The following is a 26041-nucleotide window of genomic DNA, read 5'->3' as shown; positions in this document are numbered from 1 at the left end:
AGGCTCTTTAGGTTTAGGAAACTGATGTTTCCGACGGGGGGGCTTATGGAAGTGATGGATCGATCTGGTGCGTCTCTCACGGGCGAGGGCCGCTTGCGGCTACTCGTCGATGCCATCACCGACTATGCAATCTACATGCTCAGTCCGGAGGGTCACGTCGCCACCTGGAACGTCGGTGCGCAGCGCCTCAAAGGATATTCACAGGAAGAGATCATCGGAAGGCACTTCTCGAATTTCTACACCGAGGAGGACCGTGCTGCCGGTGAGCCTGAACGCGCGCTTGAAATTGCCCGCCGCGACGGCCGCTTCGAAAAGGAGGCCTGGCGCATGCGCAAGGACGGCAGCCGCTTTTGGGCGAACGTGGTCCTTGACGCTATCACGGACGATTGCGGGAAGGTCGTTGGTTTTGCGAAGATCACGCGCGATATGACCGAGAAGCGCGAAATCCAGCGTGCGCTCGACCAGGCACGCGAAGAGCTCTTCCAGGCCCAGAAAATGGAGGCGATCGGCCAACTCACCGGCGGCATTGCCCACGACTTCAATAATCTCCTGATGGCCGTTCTTGGCAGCCTGGAGATTTTGAAGAAGCGGATGCCTGAGCAGCCGGAGTTGATGCCCCTTGTCGAAAATGCCATGCAAGGCGCGCAGCGCGGCGCTGCCTTGACGCAGCGCATGCTCTCCTTTTCCCGGCGCCAGGAACTGGCGGTCAAGACGATCGAGATTGCAGCGCTCATGGACGGAATGGCCGACATGCTGCAGCGTTCGCTTGGGCCGCTGACCATGCTGGAAATTGATGTGCTGCCGGGCGTCCCGACGATTGCCACCGATCCGAACCAGCTCGAAACAGCAATCCTCAATCTCATCGTGAATGCGCGTGACGCCATGCCGCGCGGAGGGAAAATCACTGTCAGAGCGCAGGAACGGACGGTCGGTGAAGGGAACGGCATTCTTGCCCCAGGTGCGTATCTTTGCCTTTCCGTCATCGACGGCGGCGAGGGCATGGACGAAGAGACGCTTGAGCAGGCGACGACACCTTTCTTCACGACCAAGGGCGTCGGCAAAGGCACCGGTCTCGGATTGCCGATGGTTCAAGGGCTCGCCGCGCAGTCAGGCGGCCGGCTCGTGTTGAAGAGCCGCCTCGGCGAAGGCACGGTCGCCGAGCTTTGGTTCCCTGCGGTGCTGGCACTGGATGACGCACCGCAAGAGCTCCCGGACGAAGGGGCCGATCATCTCGGCCCTCCGCGCTCGCTGCGCATCCTGGCCGTCGACGACGACAGTCTCGTGCTCATGAACACGGTTTTGATGCTGGAAGATCTCGGTTACGACGCCATCGAGGCAGCATCGGGTGCCGATGCGCTGGCCATTCTTTCCAGAGAACCGGTCGATCTTGTCATCTCCGACCACGCCATGCCGCGGATGACGGGTGCAGAGCTTGCCGAGGCGATTCGCCGTGATTGGCCGCACATGCCGATCATCCTGGCCACCGGCTATGCCGACATTCCGCCCGGCAGCGGCCTGATCGAGCTGCCGCGTCTCGGCAAGCCCTTCTCGCAGGCACAACTTGCCGATGCAATCACCCGGACGATTGCCACGGCCACTGCCTCCGAATCTCGCTTCGGATCACGAATGCCAGCAGGCCAGCCATCATCAGCGCCAAGCCAAACCATGTGATTGCGTAGACGAGGTGATTGTTCGCAAAGACGATGCGCGTCAGTCCACCGACCGGCAGACCGCCGGGATTTGGAGTTTTGTCGGCGTCGATGAAATACTCGGCAGCGCCTGTCACGTGCTTTTGCGCCGCGATTGCAGCGACATCGCGCGAATACCAGCGGCCCGAGGCCGGGTCGTTCGATTTTAACAGCGAACCCTTCGGTTCCGTCATCCGCATCAGCCCCGTGATCGTGACCTGACCGGAGACTTGGCCTTCCGGTCGGGTTTGCGGATCGCGCCTGTAGGTCGGCACGAAGCCGCGGTTTATCAAGACCGTTTGGCCATCGCCAAGCGACAGCGGCGTCATTACCCAAAAGCCTGGACCCAGTTCGGTCGAGGCATAGACCAGCGTCTCCTTGTCGTTCTGCAACGTCCCGGTCGCCACTATGCGGCGGTATTCGTCGTCGGCGGCACTGACTGGCCTTCGCGTAGGGGCCAGGGCCGGGACGGCGTGGACCCGTTGATCGACCAGAGCAATGAGGTGACGTTTCCAGGACAGCCGCTCAACCTGCCAGAGGCCGAGGGCGACGAAACCGGCGGTCGACAGTAGCATCAGGCTGCACAGCATTGCGAGCCTGATTGAAGATCGGCGCCGGTCTTTGGGAAAGGAACAGCTGTCTGGCATGGCGGAAACCCTGCACGGACGGCCCTGCCGCCGCCCGCTCGACACCTCTAGGGCATGTTCTTCATCATTTCGGGGCTCATCGGCATCATGTTGGTATTCAGATGATGCATGACCCAAAGCGAGCCCGAAAGGGCGATCGCCACGATCACGATCGTGAAGATCAGCGCCATCATCGTCCAGCCGCCTTCCGAGCGCGTGTTCATATGCAGGAAGCAGATCATGTGAACGACGATCTGTATTGCGCCGAGTGCCATCACAAGAGCAGCAGTCACGCCCGGGCTCTCGAAGACGCCGGCCATGACAAGCCAGAACGGAATGGCGGTCAAGATGACCGAGAGGACGAAACCGATCGTATAGCTCTTCATGGAGCCGTGGCCTGCCCCGTGACCGTGGCTATGGCCATGATGGGCTTCGTGTGCGTCCTCATGTGTGGGTGCTTGCGAACTCATCCGAGGACTCCCATCAAGTAGACGAAGGAAAAGACGCCGATCCAGACGACGTCGAGGAAGTGCCAGAACATCGAAAGGCACATGAGGCGGCGCCGGTTGGCCTCGATCAGGCCGTACATGGAAACCTGTACCATCAGCGTCGCCATCCAGATGATGCCGGACGTGACGTGCAGTCCATGGGTTCCAACCAGCGTAAAGAAGGCCGAAAGGAAAGCGCTGCGCGATGGACCTGCACCTTCGTGAATCAAGTGAATGAACTCATAGAGTTCAAGACCGATGAACGCCGCGCCGAACAGGCCGGTCAGGGCCAGCCACATCAGTGTGCCAGATTTGCTGTTCTTTTCCATCTGGAGCATGGCGAAGCCGTAGGTGATGGAAGAAAAGAGCAGCATCGAGGTGTTGACGGCCACGAGCGGCAGATCGAAAAGGTCCTTCGGCGAAGGCCCTGCCGCATAATTGCGGCCAACAACGCCATAGGTCGCAAACAGCACCGCAAAGATCAGGCAGTCGCTCATGAGGTAGAGCCAGAAGCCGAGATTTGTGCTGCCTTCGGGATGATGTTCGTCGGTCAGGTAGAACTCAGGCTTTTCGGCCGTGTCGATAGTATGATCGCTCATGGTCATGACACCTGTGTCGCAAGCAATTCGGTTCGCTTGTCTTCCGTTTTACTGACCTCTTCGGCCGGGATATAGAAGTCGCGCCTATAGTTGAACGTATGGACAATGGTAACGACGAGCAGCGCCGCGGCGCTGGCCACGACGAGCCACCACATGTACCAGATCAGGCCGAAGGCGAGTGCCACGCTGATGGCCGAAAGGATTGCGCCGGTGCCGGTGTTCTTCGGCATGTGGATCGGCTTGAAGCCTTTGAGGGGTCGTTCGTAGCCGCGGTTCTTCATGTCGTACCAGCTGTCATGATCGTGCACCACGGGCGTGAAGGCGAAATTGTAGTCGGGCGGCGGCGACGACGTCGACCACTCAAGCGTGCGGGCATCCCACGGATCGCCTGTATGGTCGGCAAGTTCCTCGCGCCTCATGAAGCTGACGACAAGCTGGACGAGGAACGCCAGTATGCCGAGCGCGATCAGGAACGCACCGAAGGCTGCGATGATGAACCAGATCTGCAGCGACGGATCCTCGAACTGCGACACCCGGCGGGTGACGCCCATCAGGCCGAGCACATAGAGCGGCATGAAGGCGAAATAGAAGCCGGTCAGCCAGAACCAGAAGCTGATCTTGCCCCAGAACGGATCGAGCTTGAAGCCGAAGGCCTTCGGGAACCAGTAGTTAACGCCGGCAAGCAGGCCGAACAACACGCCACCGATGATCACATTGTGGAAATGCGCGATCAGGAACAGCGAGTTGTGCAGCACGAAGTCTGCAGGCGGTACGGCAAGCAACACCCCAGTCATGCCGCCGATGACGAAGGTCACCATGAACCCGACGGTCCATAGCATCGGCACTTCATAGCGGATGCGGCCGCGATACATGGTGAAGAGCCAGTTGAACATCTTCGCTCCCGTGGGGATCGAGATGATCATGGTCGTTATTCCGAAGAAGGAGTTGACGCTGGCGCCCGAACCCATGGTGAAGAAATGATGGAGCCAGACGATATAGGAAAGGATGGTGATGACCACTGTCGCATAGACCATCGAGGCGTAGCCGAACAGGCGCTTGCCGCAGAAGGTCGCGACCACTTCCGAAAAGATGCCGAAGGCCGGCAGCACGAGAATATAGACCTCCGGATGGCCCCAGATCCAGATGAGGTTGACATACATCATCGGATTGCCGCCGAGGTCGTTCGTGAAGAAGTTCGTGCCGGCGTAGCGGTCGAGCGACAGTAGCGCAAGCGTTGCCGTCAGGATCGGAAAGGTGGCGACGATCAAGACGTTGGTGCAAAGCGAGGTCCAGGTGAAGACGGGGAGCTTCATCATGGTCATGCCAGGCGCTCGCATCTTCACGATGGTGGCGATCAGGTTGATGCCCGACAGTGTCGTCCCAACGCCTGCAACCTGCAGGCCCCAGATATAGTAGTCGACGCCCACCCCCGGACTGTAGTCGGCGCCTGAAAGCGGCGGGTAGGCAAGCCAGCCGGTGCGCGCGAACTCGCCGATGAAGAGCGACAGCATGATGATGATGGCGCCCGCCGTCGTCATCCAGAAGGAGAAGTTGTTGAGGAAGGGAAAGGAAACGTCACGAGCGCCGATCTGCATCGGTACAACGAAGTTCATCAGGCCAGTGACAAAGGGCATGGCCACGAAGAAGATCATGATAACGCCGTGGGCGGTAAAGACCTGGTCGTAGTGGTGCGGCGGCAGATAGCCTTCAGATCCGTTGAAGGCGATTGCTTGCTGGATCCGCATCATGATCGCGTCCGAAAAGCCGCGCAGCAGCATGATGATGGCGAGAATCACGTACATGATGCCGATCTTCTTGTGGTCGACGCTCGTGATCCAGTCGCGCCACAACGGGCCCCAAAATCTGTAATAGGTAATGAGGCCGAGCACGGCTAGGCCGCCGATGACCACGCCGATGAAGGTCGCAACGAGGATCGGCTCGTGATAGGGGATCGCCTCAGGGGTCAACCGGCCGAAGATGAACTTCAGGAGGTCAGGATTGGAAAACATGGATGAACCCGTTCATTGATGTCTCAGCGACGCAAAGCGCCAGGTTTTAATTCTTGCTGCCCGGTTGGGCCGGACTGCCGCTGCCATGATCCATGCCGGGCATCGAATGACCGTCATGCGGCATCGCGGGCATGGTCTGCCCACCCTGCTGCGGCTGGGCGTCAGGCTGCTGGGTGTTGCTGTCGGTGCCTTCGGGCTCTTGCCCGCTGCGTGCCGGCGTGCCGGTTGCGGGGAAAGTCGGGGCATTGGTGCGCTCACCTTGTTCGGCGTGGCGGTTGTCATATTCCAGCCGTTCCCGGTTTTCGGCGCTCTCCTTGCCTGCGCCGCCCATCATGTCGATGTGCATCATCTCGTTCATGCACATCTTACCGGGCGTCGCGCACATGTTCAGGATGGCCTCGTAGAGGCCGGTCTCGGTGCTGGCGTAGTAGCGCACGGGTTCCCGTTCGCTCGGTCTTTCGAGTTTCAGGTAGGCATCGCGGTTAAGCGCCGTACCTTGCGCTTTGACGCGCGCGAGCCAATCGTCGAATCCCTGCTGATTGAGGCCGTGAAACTTGAAGCGCATGTGCGAGAAGCCGTCGCCGCTGTAATTGGCAGAAAAGCCTTCGTACTCGCCTTCCTTGTTGATGACGGCGTGCAACTTCGTCTGCATGCCGGGCATGGCGTAGATCTGGCCGGCGAGTGCGGGAATATAGAAGGAATTCATTACCGAAGACGCGGTGATCTTGAAATTGATCGGAACGTCGACCGGGGCGGCCAGCTCGTTGACGGTCGCAACGCCGAGATCAGGATAAAAGAACAACCATTTCCAGTCGAGCGCCACCACTTCGACGGTCAGCGGCTTCGCACCGGCAGGAATCGCGCGTTCTGCATCCAGCCGGTCAAGCGCGCGGTAGGGGTCGAGCTTGTGTGTGCTGATCCAGGTGATTGCGCCGAGCGCGATGATGATGGCAAGCGGCGCTGACCAGATCACGACTTCAAGGCGCGTGGAGTGATGCCATTCCGGATCATAGGTCGCCGCTGTGTTCGACCGCCTGTATCGCCAGGCGAAGAACAGTGTGAGGAACAAGACCGGCACGATGATCAAAAGCATCAAGAAGGTCGAGACCAGGATGAGGTCTGCCTGTTGATTGGCGATATCACCCGAAGGCGACATCACCACCAGATTGCACCCTGCCAGCATGAATAGCGGCAACACGGATAGAAGGCGGGAAAACTTCATCAGTTTGTGCACGTCTCTAAAGCTCTTGTTGTTTCGTCCGAACCGCGACTAAAGCACGAAACGGCATGGTGACATGAGGTGTTTGGTCGCAGTGCAGCAAATATGCCGCATTGCGGCAGAATGTGGTTTCACGGGCCTCTGAAAATCCTGATAACAAGAAGGATTGTGCCAGGGTCAAATGTTTTTTCCGGCCTATATATACGCAAATACGCAGTTGGCCAGTTTAGCCAGCCGTGCGTTGCGGATTTCGCGATCTGCATGCAGTTTTGAGAATGAATGATGAACTATTTGCGCCGTGCGGACTTGATAACCCGGCGGGTTTGATGAAGATCGTCTTGAGGCGCTTCGCAAAAGCACCTCACCGAGGGAGGCGTTAAATGGCTGAAACACAGGTACGCTACGGACCGTCATCGCGCACGCTGGAACGCGACGCACGCAGAATTCACGATGATAAGCCGGTCTCGCCGGGCAGCATCGCGATCGGCGTCGTCATCGGACGCATGTCGGAGTTTTTCGACTTCTTCGTTTTCGGCCTGGCCTCGGTTCTCGTCTTCCCGCAGCTTGTCTTTCCCTTCGCGCCGGACCGGCTGACGGCGACGCTTTATTCGTTCGCAATCTTTTCGCTTGCTTTTCTTGCCCGCCCTGTTGGTTCCGTTGTCTTCATGACCATCGACCGCTTCTACGGCCGCGGCACTAAGCTGACGATTGCGCTCTTTCTGCTCGGCGGCTCGACGGCCTCGATTGCATTTTTGCCCGGGTACAACGTAATCGGCTATTGGTCGATCGCCTTGCTTGCGCTCTTTCGTCTTGGGCAAGGCTTTGCTCTGGGCGGCGCCTGGGACGGGCTTGCTTCGTTGCTGGCGCTGAATGCGCCGGAGCGGCACCGTGGCTGGTATGCGATGATCCCGCAGCTCGGTGCGCCGATTGGTTTTGCGCTGGCGAGCGCCCTGTTCGGCTTCTTCATTGCCAATCTCTCAAACGACGATTTCCTGTCCTGGGGCTGGCGCTACCCGTTCTTCGTTGCATTCGCCATCAACGTCGTGGCCCTCTTCGCCCGCCTGCGCCTCGTCATGACGAAGGAATTCGGCACGCTCCTGGAGCAGCATGAACTGGAAGCGGCGCCTATTGTCGATGTCCTTCGCATCCACGGTCGCGATATCCTGATCGGCGCCTTCGTACCTCTGGCAAGCTTTGCGATGTTCCATCTCGTCACCATTTTTCCGCTAGGTTGGATGAGCCTTTACGGCAGTCAACCGCTCGGCACTTTCATGGTTGTGCAGATCATCGGGGCCATGGTCGGCATCGTCGCCATCATCGCATCTGGGCTGATCGCCGATCGCATCGGCCGCCGCGGTCAGCTTGCCGTCTGTGCCGTGTTGATCGCGATCTTCTCCTTCATCGGGCCGATGCTGATTGCTGCCGGTGACACCGGTCAGGACGCTTTCGTCATCATCGGCTTCGGCGTGCTTGGCCTTTCGTTCGGTCAGGCCACCGGTTCGATCTCTTCACGGTTCGGCCGCGGCTATCGCTATACGGGGGCGGCCTTCACGTCGGATCTCGCCTGGCTTGTGGGTGCGGGTTTTGCGCCGCTCGTTGCACTTGGTTTGTCCAGCCGCTTCGGCCTTCCTTTTGTCGGCTATTACCTGCTTTCGGGCGCCGTCTGCACGCTTGCCGCGCTTGCCTTCAGCAAGGCGCTGGAGCAGCGCGAATAACGATCACTGAAGGATGAGACCAACGGCCTGGCCGAGCCCGCGGGCGTTTTTCCAGGGCCGGAACTTGCTGAAAATTACTGAAGCGCCGCCTGCGGCTGCTTTGCAGCGCGTGCTGCCGTCAATTCCGCCGTCGTATGGTTCAGGCGGTCGGCAAGGACGCGCATGATCTCGACGGCAATTTCGGGGAAATCGCTGAGAAGCTTCAGGAAATGCTCCTTGCTGATGCGCAGCACTTCCAAAGGAGAGGTGGCACGGACGGTCGCGGTGCGCGACACGTCACAGAGGATGGCGATTTCGCCGACGATGGAATTAACCTCGACGTCGGCGACCTTTATGTCGCCTGCAGGCGAATTCACGAGAATGTCGGCGGTGCCGGACAGCACCACATAGGCCGCGTCGCCCGGATCGCCCTGGTGGAAAAGGTCCTGACCGGCCTTGTAGGTCATCCGATCGGAGGTGAAGGCCAAAAGCTTGAGTTTTGCCGGGGCGATCCTTGCGAAGATCGGCACCCGCCTCAGCATTTCGACTTCATCTCTCAACAGCATGAGCGTCTCACCCCCTGCCGCTTCTCCTCGCCGAAGGAGAATGCGCTTTAAAAACTCTACTGACATTCCCTCAAGAATGCCGTCTCAGTTGCTGAAATAGAATATTACGATAACAGTTCCTTGAACATCCCGTTTTTCTCGGAAAGTTCGGGATAGTTTCCAGCTTCCACTAAATCTCCGCGATTAAAAAGTAGAATTCTGTCAAATATTTCTGCAAGTCTTGCGTTAGAAAGTACCCAGATGATCGCAGGGCGTTTACCCTCCTCGTGCAGGTCTTGGACGACGTTGCGGATGATTTGGTCCTGTACACGCTGATCGAGCGCGGGAAGCGGCCGGTTGAAGATGAAGTAATCCGAGCGTTTCAAAAGCGCGCGGGCAAGATTGAGTTTCTGGCGCTGAACCATCGTCAGTCGCTTACCGCCGGAACCGACGTCAAACTCAAGGCCGATCGACAAAACGTCATCGTAAAGATCAAGCGCGTCGAAGAGCTCGCTCATGATGGTGCGAATACGATCGGAAGCGTCCGCCTGCTGATAGGCAATGCGGCCGAACAGCACGTTGTCCATCAGCGTTGCCGAGGAGGTGAAGCGCTCTGGATCGTACCGCTCGATCAGAACGGCCAGATCATCCGGTATATGCTCGTGAAACTGCTTGCGGGCGCTCACGATCTTGGCCATCAGTTCATCGCTCAGCAGGCCGAAGCGATGGCGTGGCTCGATATAAGCAAAGCTCAGCCGGATGATCATCGAACGCTCATCGATGCTCGCATCCTCGAACCGGCGACTCTGCAATTTTTGCAGCAGGGCCTGATAGGTCGGAATATCATCGGCGGTCATGAAGGTCAGCTGCTGGAAAAACGGGTGGTCGGGCGGCAGGTCGTGGAAGAGTTCGACGGCGTTTTCGGCGATTTCCAGGCCCATCGCATAGAGGTCGTTGCTGAGACCTGTATGGCGGAAAAGCTGCTGGAAATAGGGGTGCGCCGCAAGCTTGCGGTTGTTCATCATCGGCCGTTTCATCGTGCCGAAGAGCAGATTTTCGCCGACCGTTGCCTGAGAATTGTAGTTATCGAAATCGAAGGGTACGACGATGGCGTCGAGGCTCTCGTCCTTCATACGCTCTCGCAGCGATCGGCGCAGATCGACGATGCGACCCGCAAGCGCCACATGAACGGTTGTATCAACAGTCGAGCGGAGGGCAAGGTCGAGGATGTCCTGCGAAATCAGCACGGCATCAAGGACCGGTCGGATCGCCGTCAACAGATCGTCCGGCCCGGTGGCCCCGGCGGCGTTGTAATCGACCCAGTCGCTGTTGAGATCAAGCGTGGGGTTGCCGGCCTTTAGCGCCTCGACGGCATGCCATTTGAATTCTTGTGCTTCCTCGCCCTCGTAGTTGGGATCGGTCAGCGGTGCATGCTTGAGACCGTAAAGCAGGTTGTCGCGCAGCGTGCCGTGAAAAAAATAACTATCGGCAGAAGCGTAGGAAATGCGACGTCCGGTAATCGATTCCGGCAGTTCCAGAAGGTCGCGGCCGTTGATGCTGATACGGCCCGAGTCCGGCCAGACGATCCGACCGAGCGCTTCGGCGAAAGCTTCCGCGCCGCTGCCGTTCGGCCCGACGATCGCCACTGTCTCGTTCGGCCTGATCTCGACCGAAACGTGGTCGACCAGGCGCGCGCCGCTATCGTCGCTGAGGGTGAGGTTGCTGACGACCAGGGCTGCCGTCAGCGGGCCGATCGCTTCTGTCGGGATTTCCTGGATGCGGCTGTCAATGAGCGGCTCGACATTGAACTGTTCATAGACCTGCTGATACTTGACCTGAACGTCCTGGCGCATCTGATCCCAGTCGATCAGTTCCTTCAACGGTCCGGGAAGATCCTTGTAGGCGCTGATGACGGCAACGAGCTGGCCGATGTCAAGGCGCCCCTGCAAGGCGAGATAGCCGCCGATCGCGTAGAACAGGAACGGCGTCACCTGCGCCAGGAAGTTGTTCAGGAACTTCACCAGAAACTTCCACTGGTAAAGGTCGTAGCGGATCGAGAAGATGAGGCCGAGACGCGTGGCAATGTCGGCGCGTTCCAGGTTCGAGGTGTCATTGCCGTGGATCGTGCCGATACCCTCGACGATCTCGCCGACGCGTCCGGAAAGCTCGCGGGCTGTCAGCTGCCGCTGGCGGCCGAGCTCGAGCAATCGTTTTCTCATGCGCGGAATGACGACTGCCTGGACGCCGACGATTGCGGCCGCAATCATGCCGAGCCAAAAGTTCTGGACAATGATGAAGGCAAGCGCTGTCAGCGCCTGTCCGCCGAGAAGCGCAGGCGAGACGAAGGCATCACCGGTGAAGCCGCCCATCGGCTCCACCTCGTCTTTGATCATCGTGGCAATTTCGGCCGATTTCACCCGCTTGAAATGGACGGGCGGGAAACGCAGCACGCGGTCGATGAGTTGGAACCTGATACGTCTTAGCATCCGCTCGCCGAGGCGGCCTTTGTAGGTATTGATGTAGAATTTGAAGAGGCCGTTGAGTACGACGAGCGCCAGGAAGACGAGGCTCAGCGCCATCAGCATCTGAAGGCGGTTGAGCTGGAACCCCTCGAAGACCTCGACATGCCCGATCAGCGGGATGTCATAGGCAAGGTGCATGAAGGTCTGGGTCGCATTCGCATTCTCGAAGCCGTCACCTTGAATCGGGCCATTGACGATCTGTTTCGGCAAATCGAAGGACAGGAAATAGGGAACCATCGAGACGGCAACGACAGCCAGAATCCAAAGCTGCTGGAGCCGCGTGTTCGACCAGATGTAGCGCGCGAGGCTTTTTTCCATGCTAACCGTCAGCCTGATTGGAAAGGGCGGGCCGGGATAGGAGGCCATTCGTAAGGGGAGATGCCGAAATCAGATTCATGCAACCGGACCGCCGGGGTATTGTAAGGAAATCAAGGCGAAGCGGATTGCTGTCGAATGCCGATTCTCGCCGGAGCGTCAGTTATATCACAGGATTTTCATAATAGGCGAGCGATTCAACCAAGCATCGAACGGATGATCGAAGCAGTTGTCTCGGCACCCGTCAGATCGAGTGTGACGTCCTTTCTGGGGGGTGCTGCCAGCACTGTTTCGACGGCCGCTGCCACATCCTCGGCGCTCAGCCCTTGTTCGGGGAGAACTGTCGCAAGACCCAGTGCCTGCAAACGCTCGGCCCGCACCGTCTGCTCCGTTTCGCCGCCGGCGACAAAGGGAACGAGGATCGAACGACAATCCGTTCGCAGCAGGTCCCCGACCGTATTGTAGCCTGCCTGCGAGATCGAGACCTTGGCGCCGCGCAGCAGCGAGGGGAAGTCCTTGCGGAAGCGTGCAAGCGTGATGTTGGCAGGTGCGGCCCGGCTCAGCCCGATGAAATCCGCCTCCGGCAGATTGGGACCGGTGACGAGCAGCCAGCGATGACTTGCCGACAGCATGGCCGCCGCGTCGCGGGCCGCGCAGATGAGCTTCAGGCCAACGGCCCCGCCACCAGCTGAGGCAATGATGTCGAAATGGTCGCTCGGAGCGTCCGCCGGTGGTGGTGCAACGAGACCGGTATATCGCACCTTGTCTGCGATTTCGGCCGTCAGCGGAAAGGTATCTTCAAGCCGCACAAAATCCGAATCACCGTGGACGAGGACGGCGTCGAAGTGTCGTTTCACCAGGTCGACGGTTTCCTCGTCCCGGCCCGGCTTGCGGTTTTCCTGAAGGATGTCGCGCACCGAACTGAAGAGCTTGGGCTTCGGATCCGTCCGGCCGATCATGTCGAGCAGCGGCAGCAGTTCGAAGCGCATCTGACGCCTGCCAAAAGGGAAAGCCTCGGTGATGACGGCATGCGGCCGCACCTCCTGAAACGAGGCAAGCAGCAGGTCGCGCCGTCTTGACAGAAAGCCGTCGCTGGCGACATTGCCGTTGGCGTCCGCAAGACCCGAAAAGCCGGCATTGCTGGCAACGACCGGCGGCAAGGCCAGGGTCTTTATTCCTGGGCCGGGAAAGCCTGGAACCGCTAATCCGCCCGTTGCGACCGTTACGTCAAAACCGTCCTTGACCAATGCGTCGGCAATGCGGCTTGCGCGCGCGATGTGGCCGATGCCGAGCAGGTGCTGGACATAAAAGAGGATGCGGTTTGCGCTCATGAGGGTTGTTGCCATTCCTCTTCGAAGAGATCTATCAGCTGCCGTATGCCGGAATGGTAGTCGAAATGCTCGCGCACGCGTTTTTCCGCCGCCTCGCCCAGGCGTCTTCGCAGCGCTGGATCGCGCATTGCTGCCTCAAGCGCGCCGGCGAGCGCCATCGGATCTTCCTGTGGAACGACGAGACCGTTCTCGTCGTCCGTCAGCAGTTCCGGCACGCCTGAAACATCGGTCGAAACGCACATCAGCCGCTGGCTCGACGCCTCGACCAGCACGTTTGGCAATCCATCCCTATCGCCGTTGGCTGCAATGCGGCAGGCAAGCGCAAACAGGTCGGCGTTGCGGTAATGGGCGAGCACCTCCTCCTGCGCCATCGCGCCTTTCCAGGTGATGCTGCCGGTAAGCCCGAGTTGTGCAGCGAGCGCCTTCAATCTGGCCAGGTCGTCACCGCCGCCGATGTGTTCGAAACGCCAGTTGAGGCTTTCCGGAAGCAGGGCGAGGGCGCGCAGCAGTACGTCGTAGCCCTTCTTTTCGACGGCTCGGCCGACGCTCAACAGAAGAACCGGGTCGGAAGGATCGCTGCCATCGCGGTTGGAGTGCTGGCCTTCGAAACGGCTGAAGCGGGCCAGATCGAGGCCGTGATAGCTGAGGTGCACCGCCTCGGGCCGCCCCGTCAGGCTTCGCATATGCTCAAAGCCGCTCCTCGTGCACGTTACCGCCCAGCGTGCGGTGCCAAGCTTGGTGTTAAGCTCCCAGTCGGGTGACGTCCAAATATCCTTCGCATGGGCTGAGACGGTCCAGGGCACGCCTGTGAGAATGCTTGCGTAATCGGTGACAGAAGCAGGTGTATGGATGAAATGTGCGTGCAGCCACTGGCCGTTGTCCGGCCACTCGCGGGCAAGCACGAGTGCCTGGCCGAGGCGGCGCAAGCGGTTGCGGGACATATCGCGTGGCAGATCGGTCAGAAAGCGTTTCATCAACGCCATGAAACCAGGCTTTCCAAACCCTGCAAACAGCCCCTTTAGGACGCGCAGCGGCTCTTCGTGCAGGTATTCCGGCAGGTAGACGACTCGCGCCTTGATCTCGTCGTGCACCGGGTGGCGTTTCGTGTCGGTCGGCCGCCTCATCGAAATCAGCGTCAGATGGAAGCCTGCCTTTTCCAGCCCCAGCAGCTCTTGGGCAATGAAGGTTTCGGAAAGGCGCGGATAGCCTTTCAGCACGACGAGAATCCTGCGACGCTCCGGCAAGGCTGTGATCTTTATTCTGCGCCGACGACGGCAAGATGGCTGCCACGATTGTCGAGCCAGTGGCCGACTGTCTGCGAAATATGGTCGAGCCCTTGAAGTTGCATGTCGCGTCCGCTCTTTGATGGTGGCAGGCGTTGCGGCAGCCGTTTCAGCGCCTCCGCCATGATGGCCGGATCGGCCGACTGGTCGGGCAGAAGCACGTCCACCAGGCCGAGTTCGCTGGCGCGCTGGGCACGCAGCAGCTGCTCTTCCCGCGGCTTGACCCGCGGCACGACGAGCGCCGGCTTGTCGAAGGACAGGATTTCGCAATAGGTGTTGTAGCCGCCCATGGCAACGACGCCTGTGGCGCCGACCATGAGTTCTTCCATGTGGTTGTCGAACTCGATCACTTCGATATAGGGGATCTTTTCGCCTTTCCTGACGAGCTTCGAGCGCTCGGCTGCCGGCATGTAGGGTCCGAGCACGACCAGCGCCTTCTGCTCAAGCGTCGCATCATGCTCGTAGGCGTTCATCACGTCATGTACGAGGTCGGAACCATCGCCGCCCCCGCCGGTGGTGACGAGGATGTAATCGTCCTGGCGCGCGTTGACCGAAGTCTTGCCGACCGACACGCTGCGTTGCAGGAAGCCGACGAAGTCCATCTTCCGGCGCACGCTGTGGGGAACATCGAGGCCGATCAGCGGATCGTAGAAATCAGGCGGCCCGTAGACCCAGACGCTGTCGTAATACTGGTCGATCTTCTGCATGATGCCGTTCCTCTTCCACTCGGCATCGAGCAGATGCGGCGCATCCATGATCTCGCGCAGACCGAGCACCAATGTCGTGCCCCGTGCCTTCAGGTAAGCAAGCGTGTCCTCGATCTCACCTTTGAGGCCCATCGGCTCCTTGTCGACGATGAAGATGTCGGGTTGAAATGTCTCCGCCGTATGGCGGATGCTCGATTCGCGCATATTCAGCGTTTCGTGAAGGTCGATGTGGCTCGCCATCGAAGTATATTCGCCGTTGTGAAGCTTGATTACGCTGGGGATCTTCACGAAGTCGACGCGCGCCCGATAGTCGAACGCACCGGCAATCGTCGCGCCGGAAATGATCAGTACATTAAGACCACGATAATCCTCAACGAGCGCATGTGCAATTGTCCGACAGCGGCGCAGGTGACCGAGGCCGAACGTATCGTGGCTGTACATCAAAATGCGAGCATCTTCCACGCGCCTGGCCATGGGTACTTCCTTCGGGGCGAACGACATAGTTAGGCCCCCAGTCTTCCGGAGGGGACAGGGCGGAGCGGCAAAGCTCCACCAGGTCTGCTGCTATTTGTAGGGATCTGCTGCATCGCGCAACCCATCTCCCAGAAAGTTGAAGGCCAAAATGACGAGAACCACTGGAATAATCGGGAAAAGCAGCCACGGATAAAAGGCAATGACGCTGACGCTCTTGGCCTCGGTGAGCAAGATACCCCAGCTGGTGATCGGCGGGCGAAGGCCAAGACCCAGGAATGAAAGCGCCGTTTCGCCGAGGATCATGCCTGGGATCGAGATCGTCGCCGAGGCAATCAGATGCGACATGAAGCCGGGAACAAGGTGGCGCGCGATGACGCGGGGCGTGCTTGCCCCCATCAGCTGGGCAGCCTGCACATAATCTTCTTCGCGCAGCGCCAGAAGCTTGGAACGCACAGCACGCGCAAGCCCGGTCCAATCGATGATGCCAAGGATTACGGTAATGCCGAAATAGATGACGATCGGGCTCCACGTCACCGGCATGATGGCTGCAAGAGCCATCCAAAGCGGTAGGCTCGGCAGCGACTGCAGCACCTCGATCACCCGTTGGACGATCAGGTCGAAGACGCCGCCCCAATAGCCGGCAAGGCCGCCGATGACGATGCCGAGCACGAAGCTGATTGCGATACCGAGCAGGCCGATCGTCAACGAGATCCGGGCGCCGTAGAGGATGCGCGACAGCACGTCGCGGCCGAGGCGATCGGTGCCGAGCAGATACATCTGGCCGGCTTGTGACGGGCAGACGAGATGCAGATCGGACTGAACGATGCCCCAAAACCTATAGGAATCGCCACGGCAAAAGAAGCGGATTGGCTGAACGTCGTTCGGATTGTCGGTGTAGACCCGCCGCAGCGTATCAAGGTCAAGCTGCATCGTGCGGCCATAGACGAAGGGACCGACGAACTCGCCCTTGTCGAAGAAATGCACAGGCTGGGGCGGGGAATGGATGAAGTCGACATTGCGCGTGTGCAGGCCGTAAGGCGCCAGAAATTCAATGACCAGTATCATCAGATAAACGACAAGCAAAAAAATGCCGGAAGCCAGCGCCAGACGGTGCTGCTTGAACTTCCACCACATCAGCTGCTTTTGGGAAGCCAGGTGAATACGCGAACTGGCAGCCGTCATGGATTCCGTGGCGATGGGATCGAACGGTGCGTTCGAGACATAATGCTGCAAGGGAGCGCCGGGCGGTGGCAAGGGCGACATTATTTGGTGCTCCTGCCTTGCAGACGGATGCGTGGATCGAGGAAGCCGAGGGCGATATCGGAAATCAACACGCCTATGACGTTCAGGAAGGCAAGGAACATCAGGAACGAACCGGCAAGATACATGTCCTGGCTCTGCAGAGCCTTGATCAGCATCGGGCCGGTCGTCTCGAGCGACAGCACGATGGCGACAATCTCGGCGCCGGAGATGATCGACGGCAGGATCGAACCGATGTCGGCGACAAAGAAGTTGAGCGCCATGCGCAGCGGATACTTGATGAGCGCACGGGTCGGATGAAGACCTTTGGCGCGCGCAGTCGTGACATATTGCTTCTGCATCTCATCCAGCAGATTGGCACGAAGGCGGCGGATCATGCCGGCGGTACCGGCCGTGCCGACGATGATGACAGGGATCCACAGGTGCGACAGGATCGATCGCGCCTTCTCCCAACTCATGGGCTCGGAGAGATATTTCTGGTCCATCAGATGACCGATCGAGATGCCGAACCAGATATTGGCGAAATACATCAGGATGAGTGCCAGCATGAAGTTCGGAATGGCAATGCCGAGCAACCCGAGAAACGTCAGGCCGTAGTCGCTCCAGCTATACTGATGGGTAGCGGAATAGATGCCGATCGGAAAAGCGATCAGCCACGTCACCAGGATGGTCGTGAAGGAAACGAGAATTGTCAGCCACAGGCGGTCGCCGACCACTGCGGAAACCGGCAGCTGGTATTCGAACGAATAGCCGAAATCGCCGTGCAGCATGCCGCCGACCCAATAAAAGTAACGGACGATCGCCGGTTTGTCGAAACCGTATTGCTGCCGCAGCTCTTCGATTTCCTGCAGGTTCGCGCTCTCGCCCTGCGCGCGCAACTCGGCGATCTGGCTTTCGAAGAAATCGCCCGGCGGCAACTCGATGATCGTAAAGACGAGCGCCGAGATCACGAGCAGGGTTGGGACCATGGCGGCAATCCGCCATAGAATGTATCTCAGCACGTCACGTCTCCTTCAGCCAGAACGCATCCGGCATGTAAATGCCGAGATAAGACGTTGGATCGAAGCCGTAGAGGGCACGCTCCGGCACGTTCTGCATCTTGGCAGAATGCAAGATCGGCTGCAGCGCGCCATTGATGAGCCCAATCGAAAACACCTGCTGGGTATAGATCGACAGCATCTTGTGCCAGATCGCTTCGCGCTCGCGGAAGTCGGCAGTGGCACCCCACTGTTTCAGTAGGTCGACGAGCTCGGCCGCCTCAGGCAGGTCGGGCGCGCTGCCCTCCTGTCCGGCAGATAGATAGTACATGCCCCAGATGGGCCATTGCAGTTGATCGTCAACGGTCGGCGCCAGCTGGCTTGGCGCCATGTCGGCGGTCGGAACGCCGTTTTCGATGCCGAACCACGTCGACATCAAGATCGTGCCGCTCATGGCGCGGCTCTGGAAAACGTCACGCTGCGACGTTCGCGTATAGAGCGCAAGCCCGATATTCTTCCAATGATCGTGGACGAGTTCGAGCACGTCGGTGTCGAGTGTGCTTTCGCCGGCGGTTTCGACGGTGATTTCGGCTCGCCGTCCGTCCGGCAGCAGACGGAAGCCTTCGCCGTCACGCGCGTGGAGACCCATTTCGTCAAGCAGGCGGTTAGCTTCATCCGGATCGAACTGAATGAAGGCGTCGGCGTATTCCTGCTTATAAAGCGGGCTGTCTCGCAAAACGGTGTCGGCGCTCGGCTTGCCGAGCCCGTAGAAGGCGACCATGTTGATTTCGTGCCGGTCGATCGAGAGTGAGAGCGCCCGGCGGAAGCGAACGTCGCGGAAGAGCTTGCGCCAGGTTTCGTCGGCGCAATTGAGGTTCGGGAGCAGCGCGATCCGCGATCCGCGCGCCTGTTTCCACAGATTGACCTTGACCGGGAAACGCTTCTCGGCCTCTTTGAGGAAGGTATAGTCGTTGAAGTCAATGCCGGTCGCCTGCAGGTCGGATTCCCCCGCACCCGCTTTGGCCGCGATGATCGAAGACGAGCTGACGTTCAGGATGAAGCGGTCGATATAGGGCAGTTGCATGCCGTTTTCATCGACGCGATGGAAGAACGGATTGCGCACGAAAACGAATTGATCTGCTGGCGGTGCTGTCGTGTTGCGCCACGGATCAAGCGTCGGCAGCTGCGGATTTTCCGGACGCGAGGCGCGCGACATCTTGATATGCAGATCAACCCACTTCTTCACCCGGTTTTCCCGCATCAGGGCCGAAAGGCGGAAGTCATCCTGGTATTTCTTGTGGAACTGCTTGAGGTAATGGGCTGGACCGAAGATCACGAGCGGCAACGGGCCGGCAAGCGCCGGCAGGAAATTCGGGTTGGGCTTATCCCAACTGTAGCGGACGGTGATTTCGTCCAGCACCTCGAAATGCGGAAGCACGCCGTGCGGGCGCAGCTCAAGCGCCCCGCCGCCGGGCGTCAGGGATTTGTCGGAAATAACGTCTTCCCACCAGTAACGGAAATCGTCGGCCGTGAAGGGATGCCCATCGGACCACTTGTGGCCCTCGCGCAGGTGGAAGGTGAAGATGCTATCGTTTTCCGATGTGTAACCGCCGAGAATATCGGCCTGGAACCGCAGGTGCTTGTCATATCCGACAAGGCGCGAATAGCCGTAAACGGTCATGTAGCGGATGTCGCGGGCGGCGCCGATGATGGTGCGCACGGAACCGCCGTAGACGCCGGGCGTCAGACCGGCCTCTTTCATGTTGATGATGCGCGGATGCTTCGGCAATCGCTCGGGCATCGGCGGGATGCGATCTGCTATCAAGAGGTCACGCAGGAATTCAGGCTCTATATCGCGGTCGCCCATATCACGTGCAGCAGCCGGTCCGACGGCTGCGCCAAGAAGACCGCCGAGAAAGGTTCGGCGCGTTACCATGCACGCAGTTCCTTTGCATCTGCACCCTTGCGGGCGCGTACCAGATGACCGTTGCCAAGATCGGCGTAAGCTAGCTCCGACGCATCGTCATGTTCGGCGGTAAAGGTGAAGCCCCAGTTCTGTTTGTCGGCGGCGCCATTTTTTTGCAAGGCTTCGAAATCGAGCGGCCGGTCGAGATCGGGGAAGGGGACGGCGGCAAGCAGCGATCTCGTGTAGGGATGCACCGGATCGCGCAAGATGATCTCGCGCGGGGCGATTTCGACGATGCGGCCCTTGCACATCACGGCGATGCGATCGGCCATATAGTCGACGACGGCGAGATTGTGCGAAATGAAGAGGTAGGTCAGGCCGAGTTCTTTTTGCAGATCCTTGAGAAGATTGAGGATTTGCGCCTGCACGGAAACGTCGAGGGCCGAGACCGGTTCGTCCAGGATGATAAGTTTGGGACCAAGAGCCAGGGCCCGGGCAATACCGATGCGCTGGCGTTGGCCGCCCGAGAAGCTGTGCGGATAGCGGCTCAGGTAACGCCGGTCGAGGCCGATCGCGCCCATTAGCGCTTCGACCTTCTGCTTGCGTTCGGCATTGTCCCCGCGATCGTGGATTTCGAGCGGCTCGCTCAGGATGTTGCGCACCGTCATGCGCGGCGACAGCGACGAAACCGGATCCTGAAACACCATCTGGATCTTGGTACGCAGCGCCTGCAAATCATCGCCCTTGACGGCAAGAACGTCGATCACGTCCTTGCCATCATTGAAGATCACAGAGCCGCCATCGGGCGTGATTGCGCGCATCAGGATCTTGCTGACGGTGGTCTTGCCGCAGCCCGATTCGCCGACGAGCCCCAGACACTCGCCGCGTCGGATATCGAAACTGACGTCATCGACCGCCCGCATGACTGCCGCTTCGCCTCTGCTGAAAAGACTGCGCTTGCGCGTCGCAAACGTCTTGGAGAGATTGTTGACCGAAAGCAAAAGCTCCGGTCCGCTGGCACCCACCATTCGCTCCTTGCCGAGGAACGATTCCAGATTGACCGGAACATCACGCAGTGCTTTCAGCCGCTCGCCCGGCTTCATGTCAAAATGCGGCACCGCAGCCATGAGGCCCTTGAGATATGGATGCTGCGGATCGCGAAATATCGAATTGACGGGTCCAGCTTCCATGATTTCGCCGTGATAGATCACGACGACCTCGTCTGCCATGTTGGCGACGACGCCGAGATCGTGAGTGATGAGCAGCATCGCCATGCCGAGCTTATGCTGGAGGTCGCGCAGCAGCTCGAGAATTTGCGCCTGGATCGTCACGTCGAGGGCTGTGGTCGGCTCGTCGGCGATCAGCAGAGCGGGGCTGCAGATCAGCGCCATTGCAATCATCGCGCGTTGTCGCATGCCACCTGAAAGCTCGAACGGATACATCTCGTATGTGCGGTGCGGATTGGCAAACCCGACGAGGCCGAGCATTTCCTCGGTTCTTTCGCGTGCCTCGATCTTGTTTGCATCCGTGTGGATCAGCAACACCTCGCTGATCTGGTTGCCGATCGTGTGGAGCGGCGAGAGCGACGTCATCGGCTCCTGGAAGATCGTCGCCATGCGCTTGCCGCGCAAATCCCGCATTTCCTCGCTGTCGCGGCCGAACTGCAGGATATCGGTGGTCTCGCCGTTGAGCGGATCGGTGAAGAGAATGCGGCCGCTCGCCTTTGCGGCGTTCGGCAGGATGCCCATGATCGACTGGCTGATGACCGATTTACCCGAGCCAGATTCGCCGACAAGTGCGGTCACCTTGCCCGGAAGAATGCGCAGTTCAGCATTCTTTACGACGCGCAGCTTGTCCCCGAACACTGAGAATGAGACGTCGAGATTTTCGATACGCAATAAGTCGGACGCGGACGCCATACCAACGATATTCCCCAGTCTCTTTTGTGTTCCCGTTAAGGCACACTATCGTACCGCAATCGGGGTGTCCAGTTGATGACAAGGCATGCGGAACCGATCAGGTTTCGTCTGATTTACAAAAGCAAAACAAGCATTTCAGCCGCAGCTTACTGAACGAAGCCCTCGGCCGTCGTCCGCTTGGCCTGCTTCTTGGCATCGCGATGGAGGAGGATGACCTGCTCGGCTTCGGAAAGGCCATTTGGGGCGACTTCGCGGAAATTCCCGTCGATGGCGCGTGCCGGCGCGGACGCGCGCGGCTGAAGTATCGTCACCTTCTGGCGGATGCCGCGCAGCTTCTCTTCACCAAGAGTCGTCCATTCACCGCCGCAATAACCCGCAAACGCCTGGCTGGCGACGACCTCGCGATTGTACTTCTTCGTCAGCGCCTGCAGGCGCTGGACTTCGTTGACAGCCGAGCCGAAGGCCGAAAACGTCAGGCGGTCCTTGAGCCCGACATTCCCGAGCATCACGTTGCCGATATGCAGTCCGATGCCGTAATTGATCGCGCCAAGACCTTTTTCGGCGCGTTCGTTGTTGAGTTCGACAACGCGTGCCTGCGCCTGGTGGACGGCAGAAAGGGCCGCCTGCGAGGCGATTTTCGACGGGTCCTTGTGACGGCCGCAGGGGTAGACAGCGAGAAAGCCGTCACCGAGGAAGCTTAAGATCTCGCCGCCATTGCGGTTGAAAGGTGCTGCAATCGCGTCGAAGAACTCGTTCAGCGTGTCGATATAGGCCTGCCGGCCTTCCTTTTCGGCATACATTGTCGACTGGCGCATGTCGCCCATGACAAGGGCGGCCCGGATCGTTTCTCCGTCGCCGCGGCGGATCTGGCCGTTCAGCACGCGCTTGCCTGCGTCGCCGCCGAGATAGGTCGTCAACATGTTGTTTGCGAGCTTGCCGAGCACGGCCATCTTGGCGGCAACGGCCAGATGGTTCTGCATGCGTAGCAGCGCATCGATCATATCGTCAGAAAAGCCAAAATGATTATCCGTCGACCACGAGCCCATCATGCCCTGGACGGAGCCGTCGCCGAAGGGCTGCACGAAGGCGAGATAGTCGGTGATCTTCTCGGCGCGCAGGTCCTCGAAGATGGGGAATTCCGCAAGGCCATCAAGCGAGATCCGGCGGCGGATATGCTGCAGGTTGTTGTCGAGAAGATAGTAATACGGGCTTTGGAGAAAACGATCGGGCTTGGCGCCCACGGAATGGCGATAGCCTTCGATCGTGACCCCGCTCGCACGCCGCCAGGTGAAGCCCAAGGCGTCATAGAGCGGATGAAGCATCGAAAAGGTCAGGTGCACGCGCGCGATCGGAAGACCGGCGGCAGCAATCCGCTCGCAGAACCCGCGAACGATGTTTTCAAGATCATCACCGGCAAGCGAAGAGTTTGTCAGCCATTCGGCGACGCGGTCCAGAAGGATGGAGGACACGCTGGATTCGATCGTGCTCATTCTCGGTATTATCCTCATAAAGCACGTCCGTTCCTGAAGACGATAGAAAACCGGCCCGCGGCACTTTCGTGCGCAGGGCGGAAATTCAAGATGGACGAGCGGTATTATCGTGTCAACGATCTGCCGAAGAACCGGCAGACGTACCTGTCAAACCCACAAAACCGGGAGGACGGGCAGCCCTTTCCGTCATTCACTTATTCGATTTAAATAGGCGCCCCGGGAATGCGAGACAATGGCATAGGTGCATTTTTCTCCGCTTGAACAATCATCTCGAGCAGCGTGCGAGTCTTTTTAGTCACACCGGAAAGACCTGCCTGCCAGCGGGCCGATGCGGGCATGGCGATCACGCCTGCTTCACATCGCCGTTAGAAGACGGCGGGTTTCAATCTCGGTAATCTTGCATTATCTCACGGCCTAACTTCCTCTTATTGAAGAGAACTGTCTTGGCTAGCCCATCCTCTTTCGCCGACCTCTCCGCAAAGATCAAAGACCGCTCGGCCCGGGCGGGCGTCATCGGGCTCGGCTATGTCGGCCTGCCGCTGGCGATTGCAATTGCGCGCAGCGGTTTTGAAGTCACTGGTTTCGACGTCGATCCGAAGAAGATCGTGGCGCTCGATGCCAGCAAATCCTATATCGACGCGGTGGCCGACGAGGCATTGAGCATCGAGAAGCAGGCGGGCCGCTTTTCAGCGACGGTGGACTTTGCCGGCCTTGCGGCCTGCGACGTAATCGTCATCTGCGTACCGACGCCGCTTACGAAGCATCGCGACCCGGATCTTTCCTATGTCGAAGCGACGTCGCGCTCCATCGCAGCGCATCTTCGTGCCGGCCAGCTCGTGGTCCTGGAATCAACGACCTATCCCGGGACCACCGACGACGTCGTGAAGGTCATCTTGGAAAAGACGGGCCTGAAATCGGGCGTGGATTTCTTCGTCGGCTTTTCTCCAGAGCGCGAGGATCCCGGCAACCAGCACTACCACACCGCGACTATTCCGAAGGTGGTCGCTGGCGACGGGGCGCAAGCGCTGGAGCTGATGAAAGCCTTTTACGGCGCGGCGGTGAAGACCGTGGTTCCAGTTTCTTCCAACGCGACGGCCGAAGCGGTGAAACTTACTGAGAACATCTTTCGCTCGGTCAATATCGCACTCGTCAACGAGCTGAAGACCGTCTATGCGGCGATGGGCATCGATGTCTGGGAAGTGATCGACGCGGCAAAGACCAAGCCGTTCGGCTATATGCCATTCTATCCCGGGCCCGGGCTCGGCGGCCACTGCATTCCGATCGACCCGTTCTATCTGACATGGAAATCCCGCGAGTACGAACTGCCGACACGCTTCATCGAACTTGCAGGCGAGATCAATTCGGCGATGCCGCGCTATATCGTTGGCAAGCTTGCAGAAGCACTGGATATCCGTTGCGGGAAGGCACTCAGCCGAAGCAAGGTTCTGGTCCTCGGTCTTGCCTACAAGAAGAATGTCGCAGATATCCGCGAGAGCCCGTCGCTACGCCTGATCGAGATCATTGAGGAACGAGGCGGCACGGCGGATTATCACGATCCTTTTGTGGCCGAAATTCCGCCGACGCGCGAGTATCAGGCCTTGAAAGGACGTAAATCCGTGGCGTTGGCGCCAGAGGTTCTCTTGGATTTCGACGCGGTGCTGGTCGCCACCGATCACGACCAGGTCGATTACGCCATGCTCGTCAAAAACGCGCCGCTGATTGTTGATACGCGAAACGTCTTCAAACGGCTCGGCCTTTCGGCGGGCCACGTCATCAAGGCGTGAGGCTTGCCGCCGAAACGGCCTTGCCGGTGATCTTGCTGGCGGCAACGGCATAACCGCCGTTTGCGCCATCTATGAAATGCATGTGGTCGCGTAAGAGCGGCGTCGGCACGAAACAGGTCATGAGCGCCGATTTCTGCCGGTGCAGGCCGTAACGGGCAATGCCGCCGGCTTGCGCTTGATCGAGCAGCTTTTCGATCCGATCGAGACGTGCGGCATCTACATCGATCGTCATTTTCAGCCCGTCGTCAAATTTGCGGAAATCCGAGTTTCCGGCAACATCCTCCTTGTAGCGCCGGGCGTCGAATTTGCCGAATGGCAGGCCGATCTTATTGAGCGCGGAAAGGAGGACGAGCTGCAGCACGATGAAGAGCTTGGTCAGGAAGCGCTTTCCCTTCGGTGCCGTCACCTTGACTTCGCGGTCGATGCCCTTCATCGAAAACGAGAGCCTAGGACCATCTGGGGGTATCGGATGGCCGCCGCGGCCCTGCTCGGCGGCAACCGCGACGATTTCCGTAACCAGTTGCTGAAACTCCGCGCCCTGCCCCATTGCGCCGGGAACGGCAATGATGGAGACGATTTCTCCATGCCGCGATCCAATCGGGTTCCAGCGGCAGGAGAGGCCGGCGAGGTTCGGCCGGGTGCCCGGCGCGGCGCGCGCAATGGCGTATTTGCCCTCCTTCATCTGTCGTTCGGCCCAGCTGTTGCCGCCTCCCGAGAACATCGCGTAGCTGACGTAGGGGCTTGCGGAATAACGGGCGATCAGGACGTCGAGACCTTCGCGGCGGATATCGGCGAGCGGCACGATGGCGGCGCGCAACATGAAGCCGAGCTCCTCTTCGGCCCAGATCTGCACGGCTGCGAGCGCATCGCGCGCAACCATTTCGAGCGATCCCGGCAGGGCAATGAGTGCCCCGTCGCCACCGAAGACGAAGGGATAATCGCCCTTGCTGACGGCATTCAACACGGCAGAGATGACAGAGGCGCCCGCCATGTTGACGTCCTTGTAGCGTCCGGCTTCGATCGCCTGCGTCGATCCGACGATATCGGCGAGCGCCAAAATCCAGCCGTCCGGCAGTGGCCGGTAGTTTCCAGCATCGGTCACGTCCTCGAAATCGGTAAAGACCGGCACTGTCGCGAAGAATTGTTGATCCGGAACGGCATTCATGATCCGACCTTATCACAGACGCATGTCGCCGCGGCAATGG

General features: G+C 59.3%; 19 protein-coding genes. 3 read left to right on the top strand and 16 right to left on the bottom strand.

Annotation, left to right across the window (positions count from 1 at the left end; genetic code table 11):
- Positions 1-45: 45 nt before the first annotated feature.
- Positions 46-1671, top strand: coding sequence for a PAS domain-containing sensor histidine kinase (locus tag AM571_RS31925; protein ID WP_237358615.1), 1626 nt, complete (start codon positions 46-48; stop codon positions 1669-1671).
- On the opposite strand, the gene AM571_RS31920 is transcribed toward AM571_RS31925, so the two are convergent.
- From AM571_RS31920 to cyoA, 5 genes are all read right to left on the bottom strand, one after another.
- On the bottom strand, positions 1574-2263 hold the full coding sequence (locus AM571_RS31920) for an SURF1 family protein (RefSeq protein ID WP_237358614.1): 690 nt from the start codon (positions 2261-2263) through the stop codon (positions 1574-1576). The two genes, AM571_RS31925 and AM571_RS31920, sit on opposite strands and share 98 nt — an antisense overlap.
- Before the next feature lie 119 nt (positions 2264-2382).
- The gene (gene cyoD / locus AM571_RS31915; protein ID WP_074064939.1) at positions 2383-2784 is read right to left on the bottom strand and encodes a cytochrome o ubiquinol oxidase subunit IV; all 402 of its coding nucleotides are present in this window, start codon (positions 2782-2784) and stop codon (positions 2383-2385) included.
- Complete coding sequence (gene cyoC / locus AM571_RS31910; RefSeq protein WP_074065701.1) at positions 2781-3401, bottom strand: cytochrome o ubiquinol oxidase subunit III; 621 nt, start codon at positions 3399-3401, stop codon at positions 2781-2783. Before cyoC ends, cyoD begins: the two co-directional genes overlap by 4 nt.
- A 2-nt stretch (positions 3402-3403) precedes the next feature.
- Positions 3404-5410, bottom strand: a complete 2007-nt coding sequence (gene cyoB / locus AM571_RS31905) for a cytochrome o ubiquinol oxidase subunit I (RefSeq protein WP_074064938.1) — start codon at positions 5408-5410, stop codon at positions 3404-3406.
- Positions 5411-5456: 46 nt separating this feature from the next.
- Positions 5457-6632, bottom strand: coding sequence for a ubiquinol oxidase subunit II (cyoA, locus tag AM571_RS31900; protein ID WP_420493394.1), 1176 nt, complete (start codon positions 6630-6632; stop codon positions 5457-5459).
- A 377-nt stretch (positions 6633-7009) separates the two neighbouring features.
- On the opposite strand from cyoA, the gene AM571_RS31895 reads away from it, so the two are divergent.
- Entirely contained in the window at positions 7010-8344 is a 1335-nt protein-coding gene (locus AM571_RS31895) for an MFS transporter (protein ID WP_074064936.1), read from the top strand.
- A 74-nt stretch (positions 8345-8418) separates the two neighbouring features.
- On the opposite strand, the gene AM571_RS31890 is transcribed toward AM571_RS31895, so the two are convergent.
- From AM571_RS31890 to AM571_RS31845, 10 genes are all read right to left on the bottom strand, one after another.
- The gene (locus AM571_RS31890) at positions 8419-8889 is read right to left on the bottom strand and encodes a cyclic nucleotide-binding domain-containing protein (RefSeq protein ID WP_022716669.1); all 471 of its coding nucleotides are present in this window, start codon (positions 8887-8889) and stop codon (positions 8419-8421) included.
- Between the two features lie 104 nt (positions 8890-8993).
- Entirely contained in the window at positions 8994-11708 is a 2715-nt protein-coding gene (locus tag AM571_RS31885; protein WP_074065700.1) for an ABC transporter ATP-binding protein, read from the bottom strand.
- Between the two features lie 194 nt (positions 11709-11902).
- Positions 11903-13051, bottom strand: a complete 1149-nt coding sequence (locus tag AM571_RS31880; RefSeq protein WP_074064935.1) for a glycosyltransferase family protein — start codon at positions 13049-13051, stop codon at positions 11903-11905.
- Complete coding sequence (locus tag AM571_RS31875; RefSeq protein ID WP_074064934.1) at positions 13033-14280, bottom strand: glycosyltransferase family 4 protein; 1248 nt, start codon at positions 14278-14280, stop codon at positions 13033-13035. Before AM571_RS31875 ends, AM571_RS31880 begins: the two co-directional genes overlap by 19 nt.
- An 11-nt stretch (positions 14281-14291) precedes the next feature.
- Complete coding sequence (locus AM571_RS31870) at positions 14292-15500, bottom strand: glycosyltransferase family protein (protein WP_074064933.1); 1209 nt, start codon at positions 15498-15500, stop codon at positions 14292-14294.
- Positions 15501-15590: 90 nt separating this feature from the next.
- Complete coding sequence (locus tag AM571_RS31865) at positions 15591-16763, bottom strand: ABC transporter permease (protein WP_074064932.1); 1173 nt, start codon at positions 16761-16763, stop codon at positions 15591-15593.
- Entirely contained in the window at positions 16763-17761 is a 999-nt protein-coding gene (locus AM571_RS31860; RefSeq protein ID WP_074064931.1) for an ABC transporter permease, read from the bottom strand. Before AM571_RS31860 ends, AM571_RS31865 begins: the two co-directional genes overlap by 1 nt.
- A 1-nt stretch (position 17762) precedes the next feature.
- Positions 17763-19673: an ABC transporter substrate-binding protein gene (locus AM571_RS31855; protein ID WP_074064930.1), complete on the bottom strand. Its 1911-nt coding sequence runs from the start codon at positions 19671-19673 to the stop codon at positions 17763-17765.
- On the bottom strand, positions 19667-21562 hold the full coding sequence (locus tag AM571_RS31850) for an ABC transporter ATP-binding protein (RefSeq protein ID WP_074064929.1): 1896 nt from the start codon (positions 21560-21562) through the stop codon (positions 19667-19669). The genes AM571_RS31855 and AM571_RS31850 overlap by 7 nt, the downstream gene beginning before the upstream one ends.
- Positions 21563-21708: 146 nt before the next feature.
- The gene (locus AM571_RS31845) at positions 21709-23052 is read right to left on the bottom strand and encodes an adenylate/guanylate cyclase domain-containing protein (RefSeq protein WP_074064928.1); all 1344 of its coding nucleotides are present in this window, start codon (positions 23050-23052) and stop codon (positions 21709-21711) included.
- A 443-nt stretch (positions 23053-23495) separates the two neighbouring features.
- Here AM571_RS31845 and AM571_RS31840 point away from each other — a divergent pair, with 443 nt between their 5' ends.
- Positions 23496-24836, top strand: a complete 1341-nt coding sequence (locus tag AM571_RS31840; RefSeq protein WP_074064927.1) for a nucleotide sugar dehydrogenase — start codon at positions 23496-23498, stop codon at positions 24834-24836.
- On the opposite strand, the gene AM571_RS31835 is transcribed toward AM571_RS31840, so the two are convergent.
- Positions 24826-26001: a DUF3095 domain-containing protein gene (locus AM571_RS31835; protein ID WP_074064926.1), complete on the bottom strand. Its 1176-nt coding sequence runs from the start codon at positions 25999-26001 to the stop codon at positions 24826-24828. The genes AM571_RS31840 and AM571_RS31835 overlap by 11 nt on opposite strands.
- Positions 26002-26041: the final 40 nt, after the last annotated feature.

The sequence above is a fragment of the Rhizobium etli 8C-3 genome (assembly GCF_001908375.1).
In the GTDB taxonomy this organism is placed as follows: Bacteria; Pseudomonadota; Alphaproteobacteria; order Rhizobiales; family Rhizobiaceae; genus Rhizobium; species Rhizobium etli_B.
Note: the sequence above shows the minus strand (reverse complement) of the source record. Positions and strands in the feature narration are given on the sequence as shown.